This window comes from Actinomycetospora atypica, assembly GCF_042653685.1.
Lineage (GTDB): Bacteria > Actinomycetota > Actinomycetes > Mycobacteriales > Pseudonocardiaceae > Actinomycetospora > Actinomycetospora atypica.
Genome location: NZ_JBHSIV010000002.1, coordinates 112018 through 129468 on the forward strand (window position 1 = coordinate 112018; position 17451 = coordinate 129468).

14 protein-coding genes are annotated in these 17451 nt (G+C 73.6%); 1 reads left to right on the forward strand and 13 read right to left on the reverse strand.

What is annotated here, in order from left to right; translation table 11 throughout:
• Positions 1-42: 42 nt before the first annotated feature.
• From ACFPBZ_RS02280 to ACFPBZ_RS02310, 7 genes are all read right to left on the reverse strand, one after another.
• Positions 43-1032, reverse strand: a complete 990-nt coding sequence (locus ACFPBZ_RS02280; RefSeq protein WP_378034374.1) for an ABC transporter substrate-binding protein — start codon at positions 1030-1032, stop codon at positions 43-45.
• Positions 1019-1708, reverse strand: a complete 690-nt coding sequence (locus ACFPBZ_RS02285) for an ABC transporter ATP-binding protein (RefSeq protein WP_378034375.1) — start codon at positions 1706-1708, stop codon at positions 1019-1021. The genes ACFPBZ_RS02280 and ACFPBZ_RS02285 overlap by 14 nt, the downstream gene beginning before the upstream one ends.
• Entirely contained in the window at positions 1705-2535 is an 831-nt protein-coding gene (locus tag ACFPBZ_RS02290; protein ID WP_378034376.1) for an ABC transporter permease, read from the reverse strand. The genes ACFPBZ_RS02285 and ACFPBZ_RS02290 overlap by 4 nt, the downstream gene beginning before the upstream one ends.
• Before the next feature lie 169 nt (positions 2536-2704).
• Positions 2705-4015 (reverse strand): MFS transporter, encoded by a 1311-nt coding sequence (locus ACFPBZ_RS02295; protein WP_378034377.1) that lies wholly within the window; start codon positions 4013-4015, stop codon positions 2705-2707.
• Between the two features lie 335 nt (positions 4016-4350).
• A complete protein-coding gene (locus ACFPBZ_RS02300; RefSeq protein WP_378034378.1) occupies positions 4351-5139 on the reverse strand; it encodes a calcium-binding protein in 789 nt (262 codons plus the stop codon).
• A gap of 592 nt (positions 5140-5731) precedes the next feature.
• Positions 5732-6937, reverse strand: a complete 1206-nt coding sequence (locus ACFPBZ_RS02305; RefSeq protein ID WP_378034379.1) for a trans-sulfuration enzyme family protein — start codon at positions 6935-6937, stop codon at positions 5732-5734.
• Positions 6938-7013: 76 nt separating this feature from the next.
• Positions 7014-8861 carry a DUF6777 domain-containing protein gene (locus tag ACFPBZ_RS02310; RefSeq protein WP_378034380.1) on the reverse strand — a complete coding sequence of 616 codons (1848 nt, stop codon included), beginning with the start codon at positions 8859-8861 and terminating at the stop codon, positions 7014-7016.
• Between the two features lie 166 nt (positions 8862-9027).
• On the opposite strand from ACFPBZ_RS02310, the gene ACFPBZ_RS02315 reads away from it, so the two are divergent.
• Complete coding sequence (locus ACFPBZ_RS02315) at positions 9028-10023, forward strand: amidohydrolase family protein (RefSeq protein ID WP_378034381.1); 996 nt, start codon at positions 9028-9030, stop codon at positions 10021-10023.
• A 59-nt stretch (positions 10024-10082) separates the two neighbouring features.
• On the opposite strand, the gene ACFPBZ_RS02320 is transcribed toward ACFPBZ_RS02315, so the two are convergent.
• From ACFPBZ_RS02320 to ACFPBZ_RS02345, 6 genes are all read right to left on the reverse strand, one after another.
• The gene (locus tag ACFPBZ_RS02320; RefSeq protein WP_378034382.1) at positions 10083-12122 is read right to left on the reverse strand and encodes a DUF6777 domain-containing protein; all 2040 of its coding nucleotides are present in this window, start codon (positions 12120-12122) and stop codon (positions 10083-10085) included.
• Between the two features lie 192 nt (positions 12123-12314).
• A complete protein-coding gene (locus tag ACFPBZ_RS02325; protein WP_378034383.1) occupies positions 12315-13604 on the reverse strand; it encodes a pyridoxal-phosphate dependent enzyme in 1290 nt (429 codons plus the stop codon).
• The gene (locus ACFPBZ_RS02330; RefSeq protein ID WP_378034384.1) at positions 13601-14914 is read right to left on the reverse strand and encodes an LLM class flavin-dependent oxidoreductase; all 1314 of its coding nucleotides are present in this window, start codon (positions 14912-14914) and stop codon (positions 13601-13603) included. The genes ACFPBZ_RS02325 and ACFPBZ_RS02330 overlap by 4 nt, the downstream gene beginning before the upstream one ends.
• On the reverse strand, positions 14911-16014 hold the full coding sequence (locus tag ACFPBZ_RS02335; protein WP_378034385.1) for an LLM class flavin-dependent oxidoreductase: 1104 nt from the start codon (positions 16012-16014) through the stop codon (positions 14911-14913). Before ACFPBZ_RS02335 ends, ACFPBZ_RS02330 begins: the two co-directional genes overlap by 4 nt.
• Positions 16011-16718 carry a GNAT family N-acetyltransferase gene (locus ACFPBZ_RS02340; RefSeq protein ID WP_378034386.1) on the reverse strand — a complete coding sequence of 236 codons (708 nt, stop codon included), beginning with the start codon at positions 16716-16718 and terminating at the stop codon, positions 16011-16013. The genes ACFPBZ_RS02335 and ACFPBZ_RS02340 overlap by 4 nt, the downstream gene beginning before the upstream one ends.
• Before the next feature lie 185 nt (positions 16719-16903).
• The gene (locus ACFPBZ_RS02345) at positions 16904-17353 is read right to left on the reverse strand and encodes a hypothetical protein (RefSeq protein WP_378034387.1); all 450 of its coding nucleotides are present in this window, start codon (positions 17351-17353) and stop codon (positions 16904-16906) included.
• Positions 17354-17451: the final 98 nt, after the last annotated feature.

Below are 17451 nucleotides of genomic sequence, written 5' to 3' on the forward strand. Positions count from 1 at the left end.
GCGCCCGAGAGCACTGATCCGTGCTGGAACACGGATCACTGCTCACACGGGCGTAGCCCACCTCCCTTCGAATCGGCGGTCGATCACGTCGGCGAAGCGCACCCGCCCGGGGATCACCCCGGCGTCGGAGAAGGCGTCGGCGAGGTCCTGCTGGGAGGAGACGAGACGCTCGTCCATCGGCACGGGCAGGTCGGGGCCGCGGTTCGTGGCGGCCGTCGTCACCGCGATCGGGAGCTTGGTCTCGGCGCTCCATGACCGCGCCCGCTCGTCGCGGTGGGTGTCGGAGTAGCGCATGGCGGCGTCGACGCGGCGGACGTAGTCGGCCAGTGCGGCCTGCTGCCGCGGGTCGGCCAGGGTGGCGTTGCTCGCGACCTGGAACGAGTAGCCGTTCGCGGTGCCCGTGCCGTCGGCGATCACCCGCGCGCCGGTCTCGAGCTGGGCCTGCGACACGTAGGGGTCCCACACCGCCCACGCGTCGATCTGTCCCTGCTTGAACGCGCCGTAGGCGTCGGCGGGGGAGAGGTAGGTGGGGTCGACGTCGTCGATCGACATGCCCGCCTGCCGCAGGGTCAGCAGCAGCTGCCCGTGCGCCGAGGTGCCCTTGCCGACCGCGATGCGCGCGTCGCGCAGGTCCTCGACCCGGCGCAGCGGCGAGTCGCGCGGCGCCAGGATCGCGTCGCTGACGACGTTGCCCTGGGCGGCGGCGACCAGCTGGACCCGCGCCTTCGCCGCGGCCGCGAAGATCACCGGGGTGTTGCCGGTGTAGCCCACGTCGATCGCCCCGGCCCGCGCCGCCTCGATCAGCGGCGGGCCGGCGCTGAAGGTCGTCCACTCCACGCGGTAGGGAGCGCCGGCCAGCCCGTTCGCGGCCTTGAGCAGCGACTGGATGCCGCCCTTCTGGTCGCCGACCCGCAGCACCACGCCGGTCGGGTCGGCGGCCGGCTGCACCGGCGGCCGCGAGATCGGGACCGAGGAGCACCCCGCGGCGACCGCCGCGAGCGGCGCGAGGGCGAGGAAGCTACGCCGGCGCATCGATCACTCCCAGCTCGCGGAGCACCGTGGCGCGGAGCGCGCCGACGTCGGTGCGCGGGCGGGGGCCGGGGGCGTGGTCGGCCACGATGCGGCCCTCGTCGAGCACCAGCACCCGGTCGGCCAGCGAGATGGCCTCGTCGACGTCGTGGGTCACCAGCAGGATCCCCGGGCGGTGGCGCTCCCACAGGTCGAGCACGAGGTCGTGCATCGCGATCCGCGTCAGCGCGTCCAGGGCCCCGAAGGGTTCGTCGAGCAGGAGCAGTTCGGGTTCCCGGACGAGGGCCCGCGCGAGCGAGGCGCGCTGCGCCTCCCCGCCGGAGAGCGTCAGTGGCCACGCGTCGGTGCGCTCGGCGAGGCCCACCTCGGCCAGCGTGTGGTCGACGTCGGCGTCGGTACGCAGGCCCAGCGCGACGTTCTCCCGGACGCTGCGCCACGGCAGCAGCCGCGGCTCCTGGAAGGCGACCGCCACCGACCCCGGGACCTCGACGGTGCCCGAGACCTCCGACGACGAGGTGTCGTCCAGCCCCGCCAGCACGCGCAGCAGCGTCGACTTGCCCGAGCCGCTGCGCCCGAGCAGCGCGACGAACTCGCCGGCGCCGACGGTCAGGTCGAGGTGGTCGAGGACCCGGCGCCCGGCGAACTCCCGGACGAGGCCGGCGACCCGTGCGGCGCTCACGCCTGCACTCCCCGCCACCGCAGGGCGCGCCGCTCGATGCGCCGCACCAGCGCGTCGGTCCCGAGCCCGAGCAGGGCGTAGACGACGAGCCCGACGACGATCACGTCGGTCCGCAGGAACTCCCGCGCGTCCATGATCAGGTACCCGAGCCCGGAGTCGGCCGACACGGTCTCGGCCACGACGAGCGAGAGCCAGGCGATCCCGAGCGAGAGCCGCAGCCCGGTCAGCGCCGAGGGCAGGGCGCCGGGGATGACGACGTGGCGCAGCACCTCGCGCCGGTCGAACCCCGACACCTGCGCCATCTCCAGGAGCTTCGGGTCGACGCCCCGCACCCCGGCGTGGACGTTGAGGTAGATCGGGAACAGCACCCCGAGCGCCACCAGCAGGATCTTCGGCGTCTCCTGCACCCCGAACCACAGGATGAACAGCGGGACGAGCGCGAGGTGCGGCAGCGTCCGCAGCATCTGCACCGGCGGGTCGATCAGCAGCCCGCCCCAGTGCGAGAGCCCCGACCACACCCCGAGGACCACGCCGAGGACGGCCCCGAGGGCGAACCCGACGATCACCCGCCCCAGCGAGACGAACAGTCCCTCGGGCAGCTCCCCGCTGACGGTGACGTCCCACGCGGCCTGCACCACGCGCAGCGGCGAGGCGAGCTCGTCCTCCGCGAGCAGGCCGGTCGTGGACGCGAGCTGCCAGAGCACGAGGATCGCCACCGGCGAGATCCAGCGTTTCCAGGCGACGCGTTCCCGACGACCGCCCGGTGCGGGGCGGGCGTCGACGGGTGCGGTGGCGCGCGCGGGCGCGCCGGACAGGGTGGTGGACACACGGGCTCCGGAGGTCAGGGACGAGGGGCGTGCGGCTTCCTCTATCCCTGACAGGTGCAGGAATCGGTGCGCATGAGGTCGACGTGGCGACGCCACGCGAACGACCAGCCCCGAGTCACACCCCGATCGTGCGCAACCGGGCGCCGCATTGCAACCCGATGTGAGGTGCCTACAGGTCGACGACGGGCCGCAGTGCCCGGGTGGCGACGACGCTGATGACCGCCGTGAGCACGAGATAACCGCAGGCCAGCCACGGCGAGCCGCCCGCGAGGGCGAGCAGCGAGGTGAGGATCAGCGGGGTGAGACCGGAGGCGTAGATGCCGGAGCCCTGGTAGACGAGCGACATCCCGGTGTAGCGGGTGCGGGTGGGGAAGAGCTCCGCGAACAGCGTCGACTCCGCGCCCGACTGGACGCCGTAGACCGCGCCGAGCATGAGGACGAGCACGATGACGACCACCGTCAGCGAGCCGGTGCCGAGCCCGAGGAACGCCGGGTAGACACCGACGCCGAACGCGGCGCAGCCGGCGGCGAACACCGCGCGGCGCCCGAAGCGGTCGGCGAGGAGCCCGGCGAGCGGCACCACGGCGGCGCTGGCCAGGCCGGCGATCGTCACCGCGACCAGGATCCCGGTCCGCGGCATCCCCACCGTCATGACGGCGTAGGTCAGGACGAACACGCCCCAGGTGTTGAAGGCCGCGCCCTCCGCCCAGCGGGCGAGCAGCCCGAGCACCAGGTTGCGACGCGAGGGGGCGTCGCGGACCACCTCGACGACCGGCACCCGGGCGACGTCGGCGTCCTCCTGCATCTTCCGGAACGCCGGCGTCTCGAGGACCTTGAGCCGCACGACGAGCCCGACCACCACCAGGAGCAGGCTGACGAGGAACGCGATCCGCCAGCCCCAGTCGAGGAAGGCCTCGTCGTCCATCGCGGAGCCGAGCAGGGCGAACGCGCCGGTGCCGAGGGCGAGGCCCAGGCCGAGGCCGATCTGCGGGCTCGATCCCCACAGACCCCGCCGGCCCGGCGGGGCGTACTCCACGGCCATCAGCACGGCGCCGGCCCACTCCCCGCCGAGGGCGATGCCACCGAGGACGCGGAAGAGGACGAGCAGCAGCGGCGCCCAGATGCCGATCGAGGCGTAGGACGGCAGCACGCCGATGAGCGCGGTCGCGACCCCGGCCAGGGCCATCGTCGCGACGAGGGTCGCCTTGCGGCCCACCCGGTCCCCGAGGTGGCCGAACAGGATCCCACCGATGGGTCGCGCGACGAAGCCGACGGCGAAGGTGGCGAAGGAGAGCAGGGTCCCGACGGTCTCGTTCCCGGCCGGGAAGAAGAGCTTCGGGAACACGATGCTCGCGGCGGTGGAGAAGAGGAAGAAGTCGTACCACTCGATCGTCGTGCCGATCAGCGACGCGGCCACGACCGTCCGGGCCTGGTCCGGGGTGTCGCTGCGTTCGGTGTCGGTGGTGTCGGTCGTCGTCATGGGGTGTCCTCGCAGGACGGGGCCCGTCGCGGCAGCGGGACGGGGGACGGGAGGGGGACACGTGCGCGGGCGCGGCCGGGCTGCCCGCCGGACGGCGGGAGCGGCGCATGCGTCAGCGGCGACAGCCCTGGGTGGTGAGGCGGCCCTGGTCGACGTGCCGACGCCACACGAGGGGCACGCGGGGGAGGACATGGGGCGCACGACGCAGCGGCGCGACCCCCCGGGACATGAGGGCAGAGTGCCCAGCACGCGGTCTCGTGACACGGCGGGACGGAGTCCACCGGGCCCGACGCCCCTCTCGGAGGTCGACGACCTCCGAGAGGGGGTAGGTCACATCAGCTGGTGGTCGGCGCCGGCAGCTTCGGCAGCGCGGTGTTGGGGTCGAACCCGAGGGCCCGGGGCAGCGGGACCGGCAGGCCGGCGGGGTTCACGAGCAGGGGGACCGGGACGCGGTAGATGCGCTCGCAGTTCGAGAACTTGTCGCCCGGGTCGCCGAAGCAGGTGTCGTTGCCGGGGCCGCCGTCGACGATGTCGTCGTTGCCCAGGTCGGAGGCGTTGAGGACGTCGTTGCCCGGCCCGCCGTACTCCTTGTCCTGGTCGTTGAGGAACGGGTCGTTGATCAGGTCGTCGCCCTCGTCGCCGTAGAGCGTGTCGCTGTCGAAGATGCCGTCCATCGAGTCGTTGCCCCGGCCGCCGTGGACCGTGTCGTCGCCCGGTCCGCTGGTCAGCGCGGCCTCCGGGTCGACGAACGCGGTGAACTCGCAGGGCACGTTGTCGTCGCCGTCGTCGCCGAACTGCAGCGAGTTGCCGCCACCACCGTCGATGCAGTCCCGGCCCGGGCCGCCGTGGGCGTCGTCGCTGGCACCCTGCAGGAAGATGAGGTTCTGCTCGATGTCGTCGTCCCCGGCCCCGCCGAAGATGTGGTCCACCAACTGGCCACCGATGAGGGTGTCCGACTGCGGGGTGCCGTTGCACGTACCGCCCTGCAGGTTGTTGCAGAGGATGACGGGCTTGAGCGGGTTGGTCGGCGGGATCACCGGCGCGGCGGAGGCCATCGCGCCGGCCGCGGTGAGGGGGATGACGATCGTGGTCGCCGCGACCGCGATCCATCGCTTCTTGATCATGGGATGTCCTTCGGGGAGCAGGGATGACCGGACGCGACGGTCCGACACGAGCGGACGGCGATGCCGCCCGTGCCGTGGACAGGCGCGCCGGGACTCGGGGGAGGTGCATCGAGCGGCGCCGTTCCGCGCGGGGAGACGCCGGGAACGGACGACGATCAGGCAGCGGCCGGGCGAGATGCCCGTGCCGGGATGCCGTCGGGCGAGCGCGGGCGCAGTGCCCCGCCCGTCAGTGCAGCGCTGCGGTCACCGGTCGTCGTGGGTGGCGACGCCGGTGCCGGGTGCGGCCCGGTCGGAGATCACCGACAGAGCGCGCTGCAGGTGCGCAGGAGATCCACGTGTCGCCGCACGGCGGCGAACAGGAGGTGGATGCGCACGAGGAGAACGGTCGCAGGTGGACGAGAAAGGGTCAAAGCGGCGTAAGGACTGAGCCGGTCGTACCAGTCCGGACGACCGTCCGGACGTGTGATGTGAGTCATCGAGAGATCGCCCGACCAGGGTCTTCCCGGCGGCGGCGCTCCCGGCGTGGTGACCGGCGACACAGGTGCGTACCCGTCCGAACGGACGGCCGAGGAGAGGGCCGCGCCGTCGTCGGTCAGGGCGTCGCGGTCTCCAGCGCGGCCGCGAGGTCGGCGAGGAGGTCGTCGGGATCCTCCAGGCCGACCGAGAGCCGCAGGTGCCCGTAGCGGCGGAACTCCTCGGGCCAGTGGGCGGCCCGGGCCCCGTGGGGTCCGACGTGCACGATCAGCGACTCGTCGTGCCCCACCGACACCGCCGAGGTGATCACGCGCAGGTCCGCGACGAAGCGGTTCTGCCGGTCGGCGTCGCCGTCCAGCGCGAAGGCCATCACGGCACCGGGCGGCTCGCCCGCGAACAGCCGCGCGGCGAGCTCGTGCTGGGGGTGCCCGACGAGGCCCGGGTAGGCCACGTAGGCGACCTCGGGTCGCGAGGCGAGGAACTCCGCGACCCGTCGCGCCGACGCGAGGTGCTGGCGCAGGCGCAGCGGGAGCGTGATCGCGCCCCGGGAGATCAGCCACGCGTTGAACGGTGAGATCACCCCGCCGACGTCGACCATCGCGTCGGCGCGCAACGGGTCGAGCAGCTCGGTCGCGCCGATCACCACCCCGCCCATGGCGTCGCCGTGGCCGTTCACGAACTTCGTCAGGGAATGCACGACGAGGTCCGCGCCGGCGGCGAGCGGCCGGTACAGCGGCGGCGGCGTGAAGGTCGAGTCGACCGAGAGCAGCGCGCCCGCCGCGTGCGCGATCTCCGCGAGGGCGCCGATGTCACACACCCTCGTCGTGGGGTTCGCGACCACCTCGGTGTGCACGAGCTTCGTCGTCGGGCGGATCGCCGCGCGCACCGCGTCGGGGTCGGAGGTGTCGACGAACGTCGCCTCCACCCCGTACCGCGCGGGCAGGATGTCGGCGAAGAGTCGCCACACGGCCTCGTAGGTGACGTCGGAGACCACCGCGTGGTCGCCGGTGCGCAGCAGCGTGAAGAACACCGCGTGCAGGGCGGCCACCCCGGAGGCGAGGACCACCGCGTCCTCGCCGCCCTCGAGCCGGGCGAGCTTGCGCTGCAGGGCGAGCTGGTTGGCGCCGGAGTTGCGGGTGTAGAGCGGGGTGTCGAACGACGACCAGGACAGCTGCGAGGGATCGTCGGGCAGCGCGTAGGAGTTCGCGAGCACCAGCGGCGTGCGGATGGCGCCAGTGCCCGGGTCGACGGCGTTGCCGGCGTGCACCGCCTGGGACGCGACCGCGAGGGTCTCGGGCCGTTCCTTGTCCGGTCGCGTGCTCACCCGGCCAGTCTGGGGCAGTGCACGACGAACGCCCGGCCCCACCGGGTGGTGGGGCCGGGCGTCGTCGGGAAGGCGATCAGTTGTCGGTGCTCTCCGAGCTCGAGGAGCCGCTCTCCGAGCCGGTGCCCGACTGCTCGCTGCTCTCGGAGCCGCCGGTCGAGCCGGAGCCGTCCGAGCCGCTGGAGGAGGAGTCGACCGGGCCGGTCCCGACCTCCGTGGTGCCGGCCGGGGCGGTGTCGGCGGAGCCGCCGGTGGGGCAGATCGGGGCCTGCTGGGCAGAATCGGTGACGACCTTCTGGCAGACGGCGGTCACCGGGGCCTGGCCGGTGGCGGGCTCGGGGTCCGTGGCCGGGGCTCCCTGCGGGGTCTGGCCGTCGGTGCCGGCGGGGGTCTGGCCGTCGGTGCCGGCAGCGGCCTCGGCGTCGACTCCGGCCGGGGTCTGGGCGTCCGGGCCGGCGACGGTCTCGTCGTCCTTCTTCGACGCCGACTTCTTCGCCGAGTCGTCGGCCGCCTGCTTGGCCTTCGCGGCGTTGTCCTCGGCGATCTTGGCGACGTTCTCGTCGTTGCGGGCCTTGGACTCGGCGTTCTTGAGCTGGCTCTCGGCGGTGTCGGCCTCCTCGTCGGCCTTGCTCGCGTCGTTGCGGGCCGTGATCAGTGCGGTGGCGGCGTTCGCCTGCTCGGCCTTGGCGGCCGCGAGGGCCGCCTGGGCCCGCTCGACCTTCGCGCGGTCCGGCGGGAAGGAGAGGAAGGCGTCGTTCAGGTCGGTCTGTGCCTTCGCCGCGGCTCCGTTCGCCGCATTGGCCCGCGCCGTCGCCGTCGTCTCGAGGCCGGCGAGGCGGTCGGCCTCGCCGCGGAACACCCGGGCGTTGACGCCGAGGCTGTCGGCGTTCGCGCGGGAGTCCGTGGCTTCCTGGCGGGCCTGGTCGGCGAGCTTCTTCTGCTCCTCGGCCTTCTTGACCAGGGCGGGGTCGGGGGTCGGGACCGTGACCGGCGGCTTGTTGGGGCCGGGGACAGGCTTGGGGTCGGGCTTGCCGGGGATGACGACGACGCGGCTGTTGTCGATCGAGGTGAAGCGGTAGTTCGTGATCTGCCGAGTGGTGGGGACGACGGTGACGGCCGCGGCGGTCTGCGGGCCGGCGGAGAGCGGGTTGCCGTTGAAGCACTTGACGGTGGGCTCGCCGTAGGAGTTCACGAGCACCGCGGTGCCGGCGGCGAGGACGACGGGCTCCTCGACGAAGGCGCCCTCCCGGAAGGGGTGGTCGGTGACGCTGGTGGCGGCACGCAGGACGACCGGGGAGAGGGAGTCGACGAAGGCGGGGACGTCGGCGGCGTCGAGGCCGAACACCCCGCCCCAGGCGGCGAGCTTGGCGGGGTCGGCCTGGAGCTGGACGAGGAAGGCGGCGTCGTCGCAGCTCGGCGGGGTGGTGGCGGCGTAGAGGCCGGCGGTGTCGCCGGATCGGGGGCCGTCGGCGGCGACGGTGGCGACCTGCGGGGCGTCGGTGCCGAAGGGGCTGGTGGTGGGGTCGGCGCCGGCGAAGCTGGTGGCCTGCAGGGCGGGGGAGGAGGAGCCGGAGAGCGAGTACCACGCACCGGCGCCCCCGACGACGAGCCCGGCGGCGACGAGCCCGGCGATGATCTTCCCGGCGACCGGACGCTTCTTCGGCAGCGGCGCGGCGGGCGGGGGCGGCACCGGGCCGTGGAACTGGTGGCCGGGGAACTGCTGATCGGGGAACTGCTGACCGGGGAACTGCTGCCCGGGGAACTGGTGCCCGGGGACCAGCTGCGGGCCGACGCCCCGTCCGAACGGCCGGCCCCCGACCTGCGGAGCGCCGACCTGCTGGGCCGCGTATCGGGGAGCCCCGAACTGCGGGCCGCGCTGCTGCTGCTGGTGGTGGACGTTGCGGGGGGCGAAGGACGTGGTCATCGGGGGCTCCTCGGTCCGGCGGGGCCTCGGCGACCCCGTCCTGCTGATGGGAGAAGCCTGTCGCGATCGGGCGCGCGCAACGATCGTGCGAACCCCCGAGCCACCCGGGGACGACCCACCTCCTCACGTAGGGACAGCCCTACCCGGAAGGGGCACGATGGTGAGCATGCGCAAGCTCGTGGCTCTCGAGGAACACATGGTCACCCCGGCGATCGCCGAGGCCTGGCGGACGGCGCCGACGTCGGAGCGCGAGCGCGCCGACGCGACCGGCGTCATGGACTCCCCGCTCGGGGACCTGCTGCTCGACCTCGGTGAGGGCCGGCTCGCCGCGATGGACGACCAGGGCATCGACGTGCAGGTCCTCTCGGTCACCACCCCCGGCGTCCAGAACCTCGAACCGGGGCGTGCGGTCCCGCTGGCCACCGCGGCCAACGACGCCATCGCCGGCGCGATGGCCGCCCATCCCGGCCGGTTCGACGGCTTCGCCACCCTGCCGACCTCCGACCCGGAGGCCGCCGCCGCCGAGCTCCGCCGCGCGGTCACCGATCTGGGGCTCGCGGGGGCAATGCTCTACGGCCGGACGGGCCTGGTGAACCTCGACGACCCACGCCTCGAGCCGATCTGGGCCGCCGCGGCGGAGCTCCACGCCCCGATCTACGTCCACCCCCAGCAGCCCGTCGAGCCGGTCCGCGACGCCTACTACACCGGGTTCGACCCCACCACCGACTCCGTCCTCGCGAGCGCCGCGATCGGCTGGCACTACGAGACCGGCATGCAGGTGCTCCGCCTGATGCTGTCCGGCGCGTTCGACCGGCACCCCGACCTACAGCTGATCGTCGGCCACTGGGGCGAGGTCGTGCTGTTCTACCTCGACCGCATCGCGTTCGCGTCCGGCCGCTTCGGCGTCGACCTGCGCCGCCCGCTCACCGACTACTTCCGCGAGAACCTCTCCTACACGGGCAGCGGCAGCACCACGCAGCGCCTGCTGCGCTGGACGATCGAGATGGTGGGGGTCGAGCGGGTGATGACCGCGGTCGACCACCCCTTCATCGACAACTCCGGCGGGGCCGCCCGGCGATTCCTCGACGAGGCCGACCTCACCGACGCCGAGAAGGACGCGATCGGGTCCGGGAACTGGGAGGCCCTCCGTCCGCGGCGGTAGACCGCCCACGACGAGACCCCCGGTGCCGATCGGCACCGGGGGTCCCTGCGCTGAAGGTGTCAGCCCGCGTCGCCCTGGGCCTCACCACCGCTCGCGGACCCGCTCTCCGACGACGAGCCGGTCGACGACGATCCCTCCGACGAGGAGCCCTCCGAGGAGCCTCCGGTCGTCGACCCACCGTCCGTCGAGGTGCCGGCCGGGGCCTGCTCGACCTGCGGCTGGACGGGCGAGGGGTCGGTGTCCGTCGGGCAGGTCTCGGCGATGACGCCGGTTCCGCAGACCCGGCCATCGATCCCGCCCTGGGGAGTGGCCGGCTTCTGAGCGATGCCGTCCTGGTTGAGCACCGTGCCGTCGGGCAGCGTGGTCGTCCCGTCGGGGTTGAGCACGGCGCCGTCGGGCAGGTTCGTCGGGCCCTGACCCGACGTGCGGATCGAGCCGTCGGGGTTGAGCACCGTGCCGTCGAGCAGGGTGACGTTGCCCTTGGCGTCGACGACCGCGCCCTCCGGGAGCTTGGTGGTGTCCACGGTCCCGTCGGCCTTGAAGGCCAGGCCCTTGCCTGCGAGCGCGTTCCCGTCCACGCCCCCGTTCTGCGCAGCGTCCTTGTTCTCGACGAGGGCGTTGACGTTGCCCTTCGTGCCGGCCTCCGGCGTGACACCGCCGTCGGTGCCGATGGTGCCGACCCCCGGCACGGTGGTCGGGGTGCGCGTCGAGCCGTCGGGGTTCTTGACCTGCCCGGTGACGGGGTCGATGACCGACCCGTCGGGCTGGACGACGCTCCCGGTCGGCACCGGGACGGTCGACTTGACCGTGCCGTCCCGCCCGATCGTCAGGACCGGCGAGGTGCTGCCGGGCCGGAAGACGGTGAAGGTGCCGTCGAAGTTCCACTGGACCACCCGCCCGGGCTTGGCGGGGCTGATGGTGCCGTTCGCGTTGATGGTGACGTCGCCGAGTCCGGGGATGTTGCTCTTGACCGGCAGGCGCTCGGTCCCGTTGATGTTGAAGATCTTGCCGTCGGGGTGCTGGACCGCACCGTCGGGGAAGGTCCGGCTGTTCGGCGGGTGCTTCACGTCGACCTCGGGCTTGATGACGTCCCCGTTCTTGTCGAGGATGCGCCCGTCGGACAGGCGGATGGTGCCGTTGTAGTTCCGGGTCGCGGTCAGCGCCAGCTGGCCCTGCGGATTGGTCGCGGGCGCCGGGTTCGGGGTGTTCGGACCCGGCTGCGTCTTGACCGGCGCCGGGGCCGGCGCGTTCGTTCCCGGACTGACGACCGTCAGCGTCCGCTGCGGCGCCGGGGCCGGCGTGACCCGGATCGTGCGCTCGGCGGTGAAGCCGCTCCACGCGGTCCCGACGACGGTGCCGGTGTCGTTCGACGAGGTCGCCGCACCCAGCGGGTTGCCGTTCTGGCACTTCACGGTGGGCTCGCCGTAGCTGTTGACCATCACCGCGGTGCCGGCCTGCAGCACCGCCGGGTAGGGCTGGAACGCGCCCTGGGAGAAGCCGTACTCGGTGACGGCGATGTCGGCGCGCAGGGTCACCGTGGTCAGGCTCGTGACGTAGGCGCCGATACCGTTCGGCTCGACGTTCAGCGGACGGCCCCAGGCCGCCGCCTTGGCCGGGTCGGCCGTGAGCTGGGCGATCAGCGCCTGGGTGTCACAGGCGGGCGCGGCCGGGTCCTGGGCGTAGAGCCCGCCGGTGTTGCCGGCCTGCGGGCCGGCGGCGTTCTCGGGACTGGCGACGTTCTGCACGTCGTCGCCGACCGGGGCGGTGAACGGCATGGCCCCCGCGGAGGACACGCTCTCGAGCTGCACCTGCGCGGTCCCGGCGTCGGCGCTCCCGGAGAGGCCCACCCAGGCGACGGCGCTGACGGCGACGATCGCGGTCGCGGCTCCGACCTTGAGGCGCCAGGTCGGGCGCCGCTGCCCGGGGGCGCGGGGCCCGCGGAGGGCCTCGGGAAACGGCTGGTCGATCGGCGGCTGGGGGAAGGGGTGGCCGTGGTGCGGGGGCATCGGCTGGTGCGGCACACCCGGGCCGTACGGCGGACGGGCGGCGGTCGGGTGAGCGACGGGGAACCGCGGGTAGGGGTGCTGGTCGGCGCGCATCGGAGTCTCCAGGGTCTCGGTGCCGGTCCCCGGTGGGACCGGGTGTTGCGGACTGGAGAAACCATCGCGTTCTTCGGGCGCCGTGCCATTGAGGTCATCCCTCCACCCGAGGGGGAGACGCCCCGCGTCTCGGGGTGGGGGTGCCCCTACCGGCCCGTGCGCACTAATCCGTGTCCAGGCACGGATCAGTGCTCACAAGCGCGTCAGCGCACCTCTCGTGACCAGGCCCGCCAGCCGCCCGTCCCGCACGACGTGGAACACGGAGGCATCGTCGGGAACGCGGGCGAGGGCGTCGGCGGCGGTCTCGCCGACGCCGACCCCCACCGGCGGGGTCGGCGCCGGTCCCACGACGCCGGAGCCGGTCAGCTCGTCGGCGGTGAGCAGGGCGAGCACCTCGCCCGCGGCGGGCGGGAAGCGGTCGGAGCGTCCGGCGAGCACCACCGGCAGGGCGGGCTGTCCCGACGATGCGAGCGCCTCCCGTGCCTCGGCGGCCGGCGTCCCCACCGGCACCGTGACCACCGGGGAGACGAACGTGTCGAGGTCGCCGTCGAGGAAGCCCTGGCGGCGGCACCACGTGTCCGAGTGGTACTTCGAGAGGTAGGCGCGCCCGGAATCGGGGAGCAGCACGACGACGCAGTCGCCGGTCACCTGCCGGGCCACCGCGAACGCCGTGCCCGACGAACCGCCGACCAGCAGCCCCTCGGTGCGCGCGAGCGAGCGGCACGCGTGGACGGAGTCGCGGTCGGGGACCGAGAAGATCTCGTCGACGACGTCGCGGTGGTAGGACTCGGGCCACAGGTCGTCGGCCGTCTGCGGGTGCACGTAGTGCCCGGCCGCCTCCACCGCGAACGGCGAGCCGTCCCCGCCGCCGTAGGCCGAGGTCACGGGGTCGGCGCCGATCACCCGCACCCGGCCGCCGGAGGCCTCCTTGAGGTACCGGCCGGTCCCCGAGATCGTGCCGCCGGTCCCGATGGTCGCCACGAAGTGCGTGACTCGCCCCTCGGTGGCCTCCCAGATCTCCGGGCCCGTCGTCCGGAAGTGCACCGCCGGGTTGGCCGGGTTGTCGTACTGGTCGGCCCGCCACCCGCCCGGGCGGTCGTCGGCGATCCGCTGGGCGTACCGCATGACGTGGTTCGGATGTTCTCGCGGCAACGCCGACGGGGTCAGCACCACCTCGGCCCCGTACGCCCGCAGGGCGTCGAGCTTCTCGACCGCGGTCTTGTCGGGCAGCACGCACACCATCCGGTAGCCGCGTGCCGCCGCGACCTGGGCGAGGCCGAGGCCCGTGTTGCCCGAGGTCCCCTCGACGATCGTCCCGCCCGGCCGCAGCGCACCCGAGGCCTCGGCGTCGAGCACCATCGACAGCGCCGCCCGGTCCTTCACCGAACCGCCCGGGTTGAGGTACTCGAGCTTCGCGTGGACGGCCGTGTGCTGCAGCCGGACCAGGGGCGTGCCGCCGACGAGGTCGAGGAGACCGGTCACGACTGCGACAGCGCCCGGACCGGCTGCAGGCCGAGGTTCTCGCGCAGCGTCGTCCCCTCGTACTCGGTGCGGAACGAGCCCCGCTCCTGCAGCAGCGGCACCACCTTCTCGACGAACGGGTCCATCCCGCCGGGCGTGATGTGCGGGACCAGGACGAAGCCGTCGGAGGCGTCGGACTGCACGAAGTCGTCGATCGTCTCGGCCACGCGCTCGGGGGTCCCGACGAAGGTGTGCCGCCCGTTCTTCGCGATCACCACCTCGCGCAGCGACCAGCCGTTGGCCTCGCCGAGCTCGCGCCACTCGCGCGCGGTCGCGACCGGGTCGCGGTACATCCGCACGCTCGCGCGGCCCTTCGAGAAGTGCTGGCCGGAGTCGACGTCGTCCTCGGTCTTCGGGTCGAAGGCCGGCACCGGCCCGTCGGGGTCGACGTCGGAGAGGTCGCGGTTCCACACCTGCTCGGCGAACGCGATCGCCGTGGCCGGGCTGACCTGCTGGTACTGGACCTCGCGGGCGTTCTCGGCGGCCTCGTCCTCGGTGTCGCCGAGCACGAACGTCGCCGCCGGCAGGATCTTGAGGTCTTCGTGACGACGGCCGAACTTCGCCAGCCGGGCCTTCACGTCCGCGTAGAACTCCTGGCCCGCGGTCTTCTCCGCGTGCCGGGTGAAGATCGCGTCGGCGCTCGCCGCGGCGAACTCCCGGCCGTCCTCGGAGTCCCCGGCCTGGATGATCACGGGGTGGCCCTGCGGGCTGCGCGGCAGCGGGAAGCGGCCGGTGATGTCGAACTGGTCGGTGTGGATGTCGAACTCGCCGCCGTCGGTGTCCCAGAGGCGCTTGATGACGTCGAGCATCTCCTGGGCGCGCAGGTAGCGCTTGTCCTTGGGCAGGTAGCCGCCGCGGCGGAAGTTCTCGCCGGTGAACTCGTCCCAGCTGGTGACGACGTTCCAGGCGGCCCGGCCGTCCGAGAGGAAGTCGAGCGAGGCGAGCTTGCGGGCCACGTCGAGCGGCTCGTTGAACGTCGAGTTCACCGTGCCGGCCAGACCGATGTGCGAGGTGACCGCGGCCATCGCCTGCAGGATCGAGAGGTTGTCGGGGCGCCCCATCACGTCGAGGTCGTAGATCTTGCCGCCCTGCTCGCGCAGGCGCAGGCCCTCGGCGAGGAACAGGAAGTCGAACAGGCCCCGCTCGGCGGTCTGCGCGAAGTGGCGGAACGACTCGAAGTCGATGTGGCTGCCCGACGCCGGGTCGCTCCAGACCGTCGTGTTGTTGACGCCCGGGAAGTGCGCGGCGAGGTGGATCTGCTTCTTGGTCATCGGACGGCTCCGGCGTAGCGGTCGGCGGGCTTGTCGAGGCCGAGCAGCCCGCGCAGGGTGTCGGCCTCGTACGCGGTGCGGGTCAGGCCGCGGCGGGCAAGCTCCGGGGCGAGCTCGCGGGTGATGCGGGGCAGGTCGTGCTCGGTGACGGCGGGTCGCAGGCGCGCCCCGTCGAGTCCTGCCGCGGCCCAGGCCTCGAGCCGGTCCGCGACGTCGCTGACGGTCCCGGCGAGCACGGCGGCGTCGGTGCGCAGGGTCTTCTCGGCGTCGAGGCGCGACCACCGGGTCTGCGCCGTGGTGGCGTCGTCGTCGAGGAACACGAGCAGGTCGCCGAGGACCTTCGTCGGGACCTCTCGCCCGATCTCGGCCTCCGCCGCGCGCACGGCGCGCAGCGTGGTGCCCGCGTCGCCGGTCGGGCCCTCGTGGCCCTCGCCGTCGGGGGTCGTGAACACGACGTCCGCCGCCCGCGCACCGAGCCGGTAGGCGCGCTGCACGTGGGCGAGCGCGGTGACGATCGGCTGCCCCTGCGGCGGGCGCGGGGTGATCGACGGGCCGCGGACGGCGAAGTGCGGGCCGACGAAGTCGATGTAGTGCAGCTTGTCGCGGTCGACGAAGCGGTTGGTCGCGGCGTCGCGGATCTCGGCGTCGTCCTCCCACGAGTCCCACAGCCGCCGCTGCACCTCGACGTGGTCGGAGGCCTCGTCGAACAGCGACTCGCCCGACTCCTTCTCCGTGTCCCGCCGCCCGAACAGCGCGGCCTCGCCCGGGTCGGCCGAGACCTTCACGCGCTCCCCGGCCCGGCCCTTCGTCACCCAGTCCAGCGTGGCGATCTGGGTGGAGACGTGGAACGGCTCGGTGTGGGTGGTGATCACCGTGGGGACGAGCCCGACGTGCGAGGTCACCGGGCCTGCCCGCAGCGCGATCAGCACCGAGTCGAGACCGGGGCGGGCGAAGCCGTCCTCGAGGGTCACGAGGGTGGCGAGCCCGCGCTCGGCCTCCTGGATCTGGGACACCCAGTGGTCGGCGCCGTACACGTCGCCCGACGGGGACGCGGGATGCCAGCCGGTGCCATTCAGGGCGACGGCGAGGTGGAACGTCATGAGTTCTCCTGGGGGGCTCGAACAGCCGTGAAGCTCGGCCGCGCCCGCAGCTGGAAGCCGAGCTGGGAGTAGAGCCGGATCGCGGTCGTGTTGTCGGCGGCGGCGTGCAGGAACGGGGTCTCGCCGCGGGTGCGGATGCCGGCGGCGACGGCGAACACGAGCTGCGTCGCCAGCCCGTGGCCGCGCATCGCCGGGTCGGTGCAGACCGCGCTGATCTCGCAGGCGCCCGGCGGGTGCATCCGCTCTCCGGCCATGGCGGCCAGGCCGACGAGCGGATCGCGGATGCCCAGGTAGAGACCGAGTTCATGCGTGCGGCGCGCGAACGGCCCGGGCTTCGTGCGCCCGACGAGGGCGAGCATCTCGTCGACGTCGGGGTCCCCGAGGCGCACGACGCCCGCGTCCCCGGCGACCGGCGCCGGGACCTCGTCGGGAAGGACCATCTGGACCCCGGGCAGCTCGCGCTCGAGGGTCCACGTGGAGGGCACCTCGAGCGGCGCCGCCGAGCGGACGATGACGACCCCGCCCGGTCCCGCGAGCACCGCGGCGTCGTCCCACTCCGCGGCGTCGCGCGGCGGGGCGAGGAACGGGGCGACGTCCGGGTGGTAACGCACGGCACTGCCGTGGCGCACCGCGAGGTGCGACTGCGGGCCGTCGAGCGCGGCGCGCAGCGGGTCGTCGAGGGTGGTGCTGGTGGGTGCGTTCACCCGGGGGTCCTCCCTGCCGGTTCGGGGGCGACGGGGGACCGGGACTACAGCCCCGACGGGGACCCGCGGTCGTCGAGCCAGTGGCGCGAGACGAGACGGATCACGGGCTTCACGGTAACCACCAACAGCGGCCGGTGCCGCCACCATTCCCGGTGATCGCGACGACGGTCACGCGGACGGGCCGGTCACTTGTCCTTCTTCTTGCCCTTGTCGGACCCCTTGCCCTCGTCCGATCCCTTGTCCTTCTTCTCGGGTCCCCTGCCCTCGGACCTGTCGTCGTCCGCGGGCCCACCGACACCGCGACCCTCGTCGGACTCGCCCCCGCCCCTCGGCCCGACCCGATCGCGGGCGGGCGCGGGACTCTCCGCGGCCGGGTCCGCGGCCGGGTCCGGGCGGGCGGAGGCCGGCGAGACGGCGTCCTGGACGGCGGCTGCCACCGGACCCGGAGGTGCCGGAGGGACGATCGCGGCGCCCACCGCCGGCAGGGCCGGTGCCGGTGCCGCGGGCGTCGGAACCCCGTCGGACCCGGACCCGCCGACGACGGCGACCGTCGCCAGGCCCGCCAGCAGGAACGCGCCGGCCGCGGCCCCGGCGAGGCGGGGCCACGTCCACGTCACTGCTGCGGGTCGGGACACGCCGGCGACCGTAACCCGTCCGGGAGGCCGGGCGGACCGGACGGCACGGGTGGTGCGGCAATCGGTGGGACGTGCGCCGCCGGAGCACACTTCTCGGT

What these genes read in the sequence shown, in the direction of transcription:
- ACFPBZ_RS02280 (WP_378034374.1), bottom strand. Translation starts at nt 1,032, where the DNA reads ATGCGCCGGCGTAGCTTCCTCGCCCTCGCGCCGCTCGCGGCGGTCGCC.
- ACFPBZ_RS02295 (WP_378034377.1), bottom strand. Translation starts at nt 4,015, where the DNA reads ATGACGACGACCGACACCACCGACACCGAACGCAGCGACACCCCGGAC.
- ACFPBZ_RS02300 (WP_378034378.1), bottom strand. Translation starts at nt 5,139, where the DNA reads ATGATCAAGAAGCGATGGATCGCGGTCGCGGCGACCACGATCGTCATC.
- ACFPBZ_RS02310 (WP_378034380.1), bottom strand. Translation starts at nt 8,861, where the DNA reads ATGACCACGTCCTTCGCCCCCCGCAACGTCCACCACCAGCAGCAGCAG.
- ACFPBZ_RS02315 (WP_378034381.1), top strand. Translation starts at nt 9,028, where the DNA reads ATGCGCAAGCTCGTGGCTCTCGAGGAACACATGGTCACCCCGGCGATC.
- ACFPBZ_RS02320 (WP_378034382.1), bottom strand. Translation starts at nt 12,122, where the DNA reads ATGCGCGCCGACCAGCACCCCTACCCGCGGTTCCCCGTCGCTCACCCG.
- ACFPBZ_RS02330 (WP_378034384.1), bottom strand. Translation starts at nt 14,914, where the DNA reads ATGACCAAGAAGCAGATCCACCTCGCCGCGCACTTCCCGGGCGTCAAC.
- ACFPBZ_RS02335 (WP_378034385.1), bottom strand. Translation starts at nt 16,014, where the DNA reads ATGACGTTCCACCTCGCCGTCGCCCTGAATGGCACCGGCTGGCATCCC.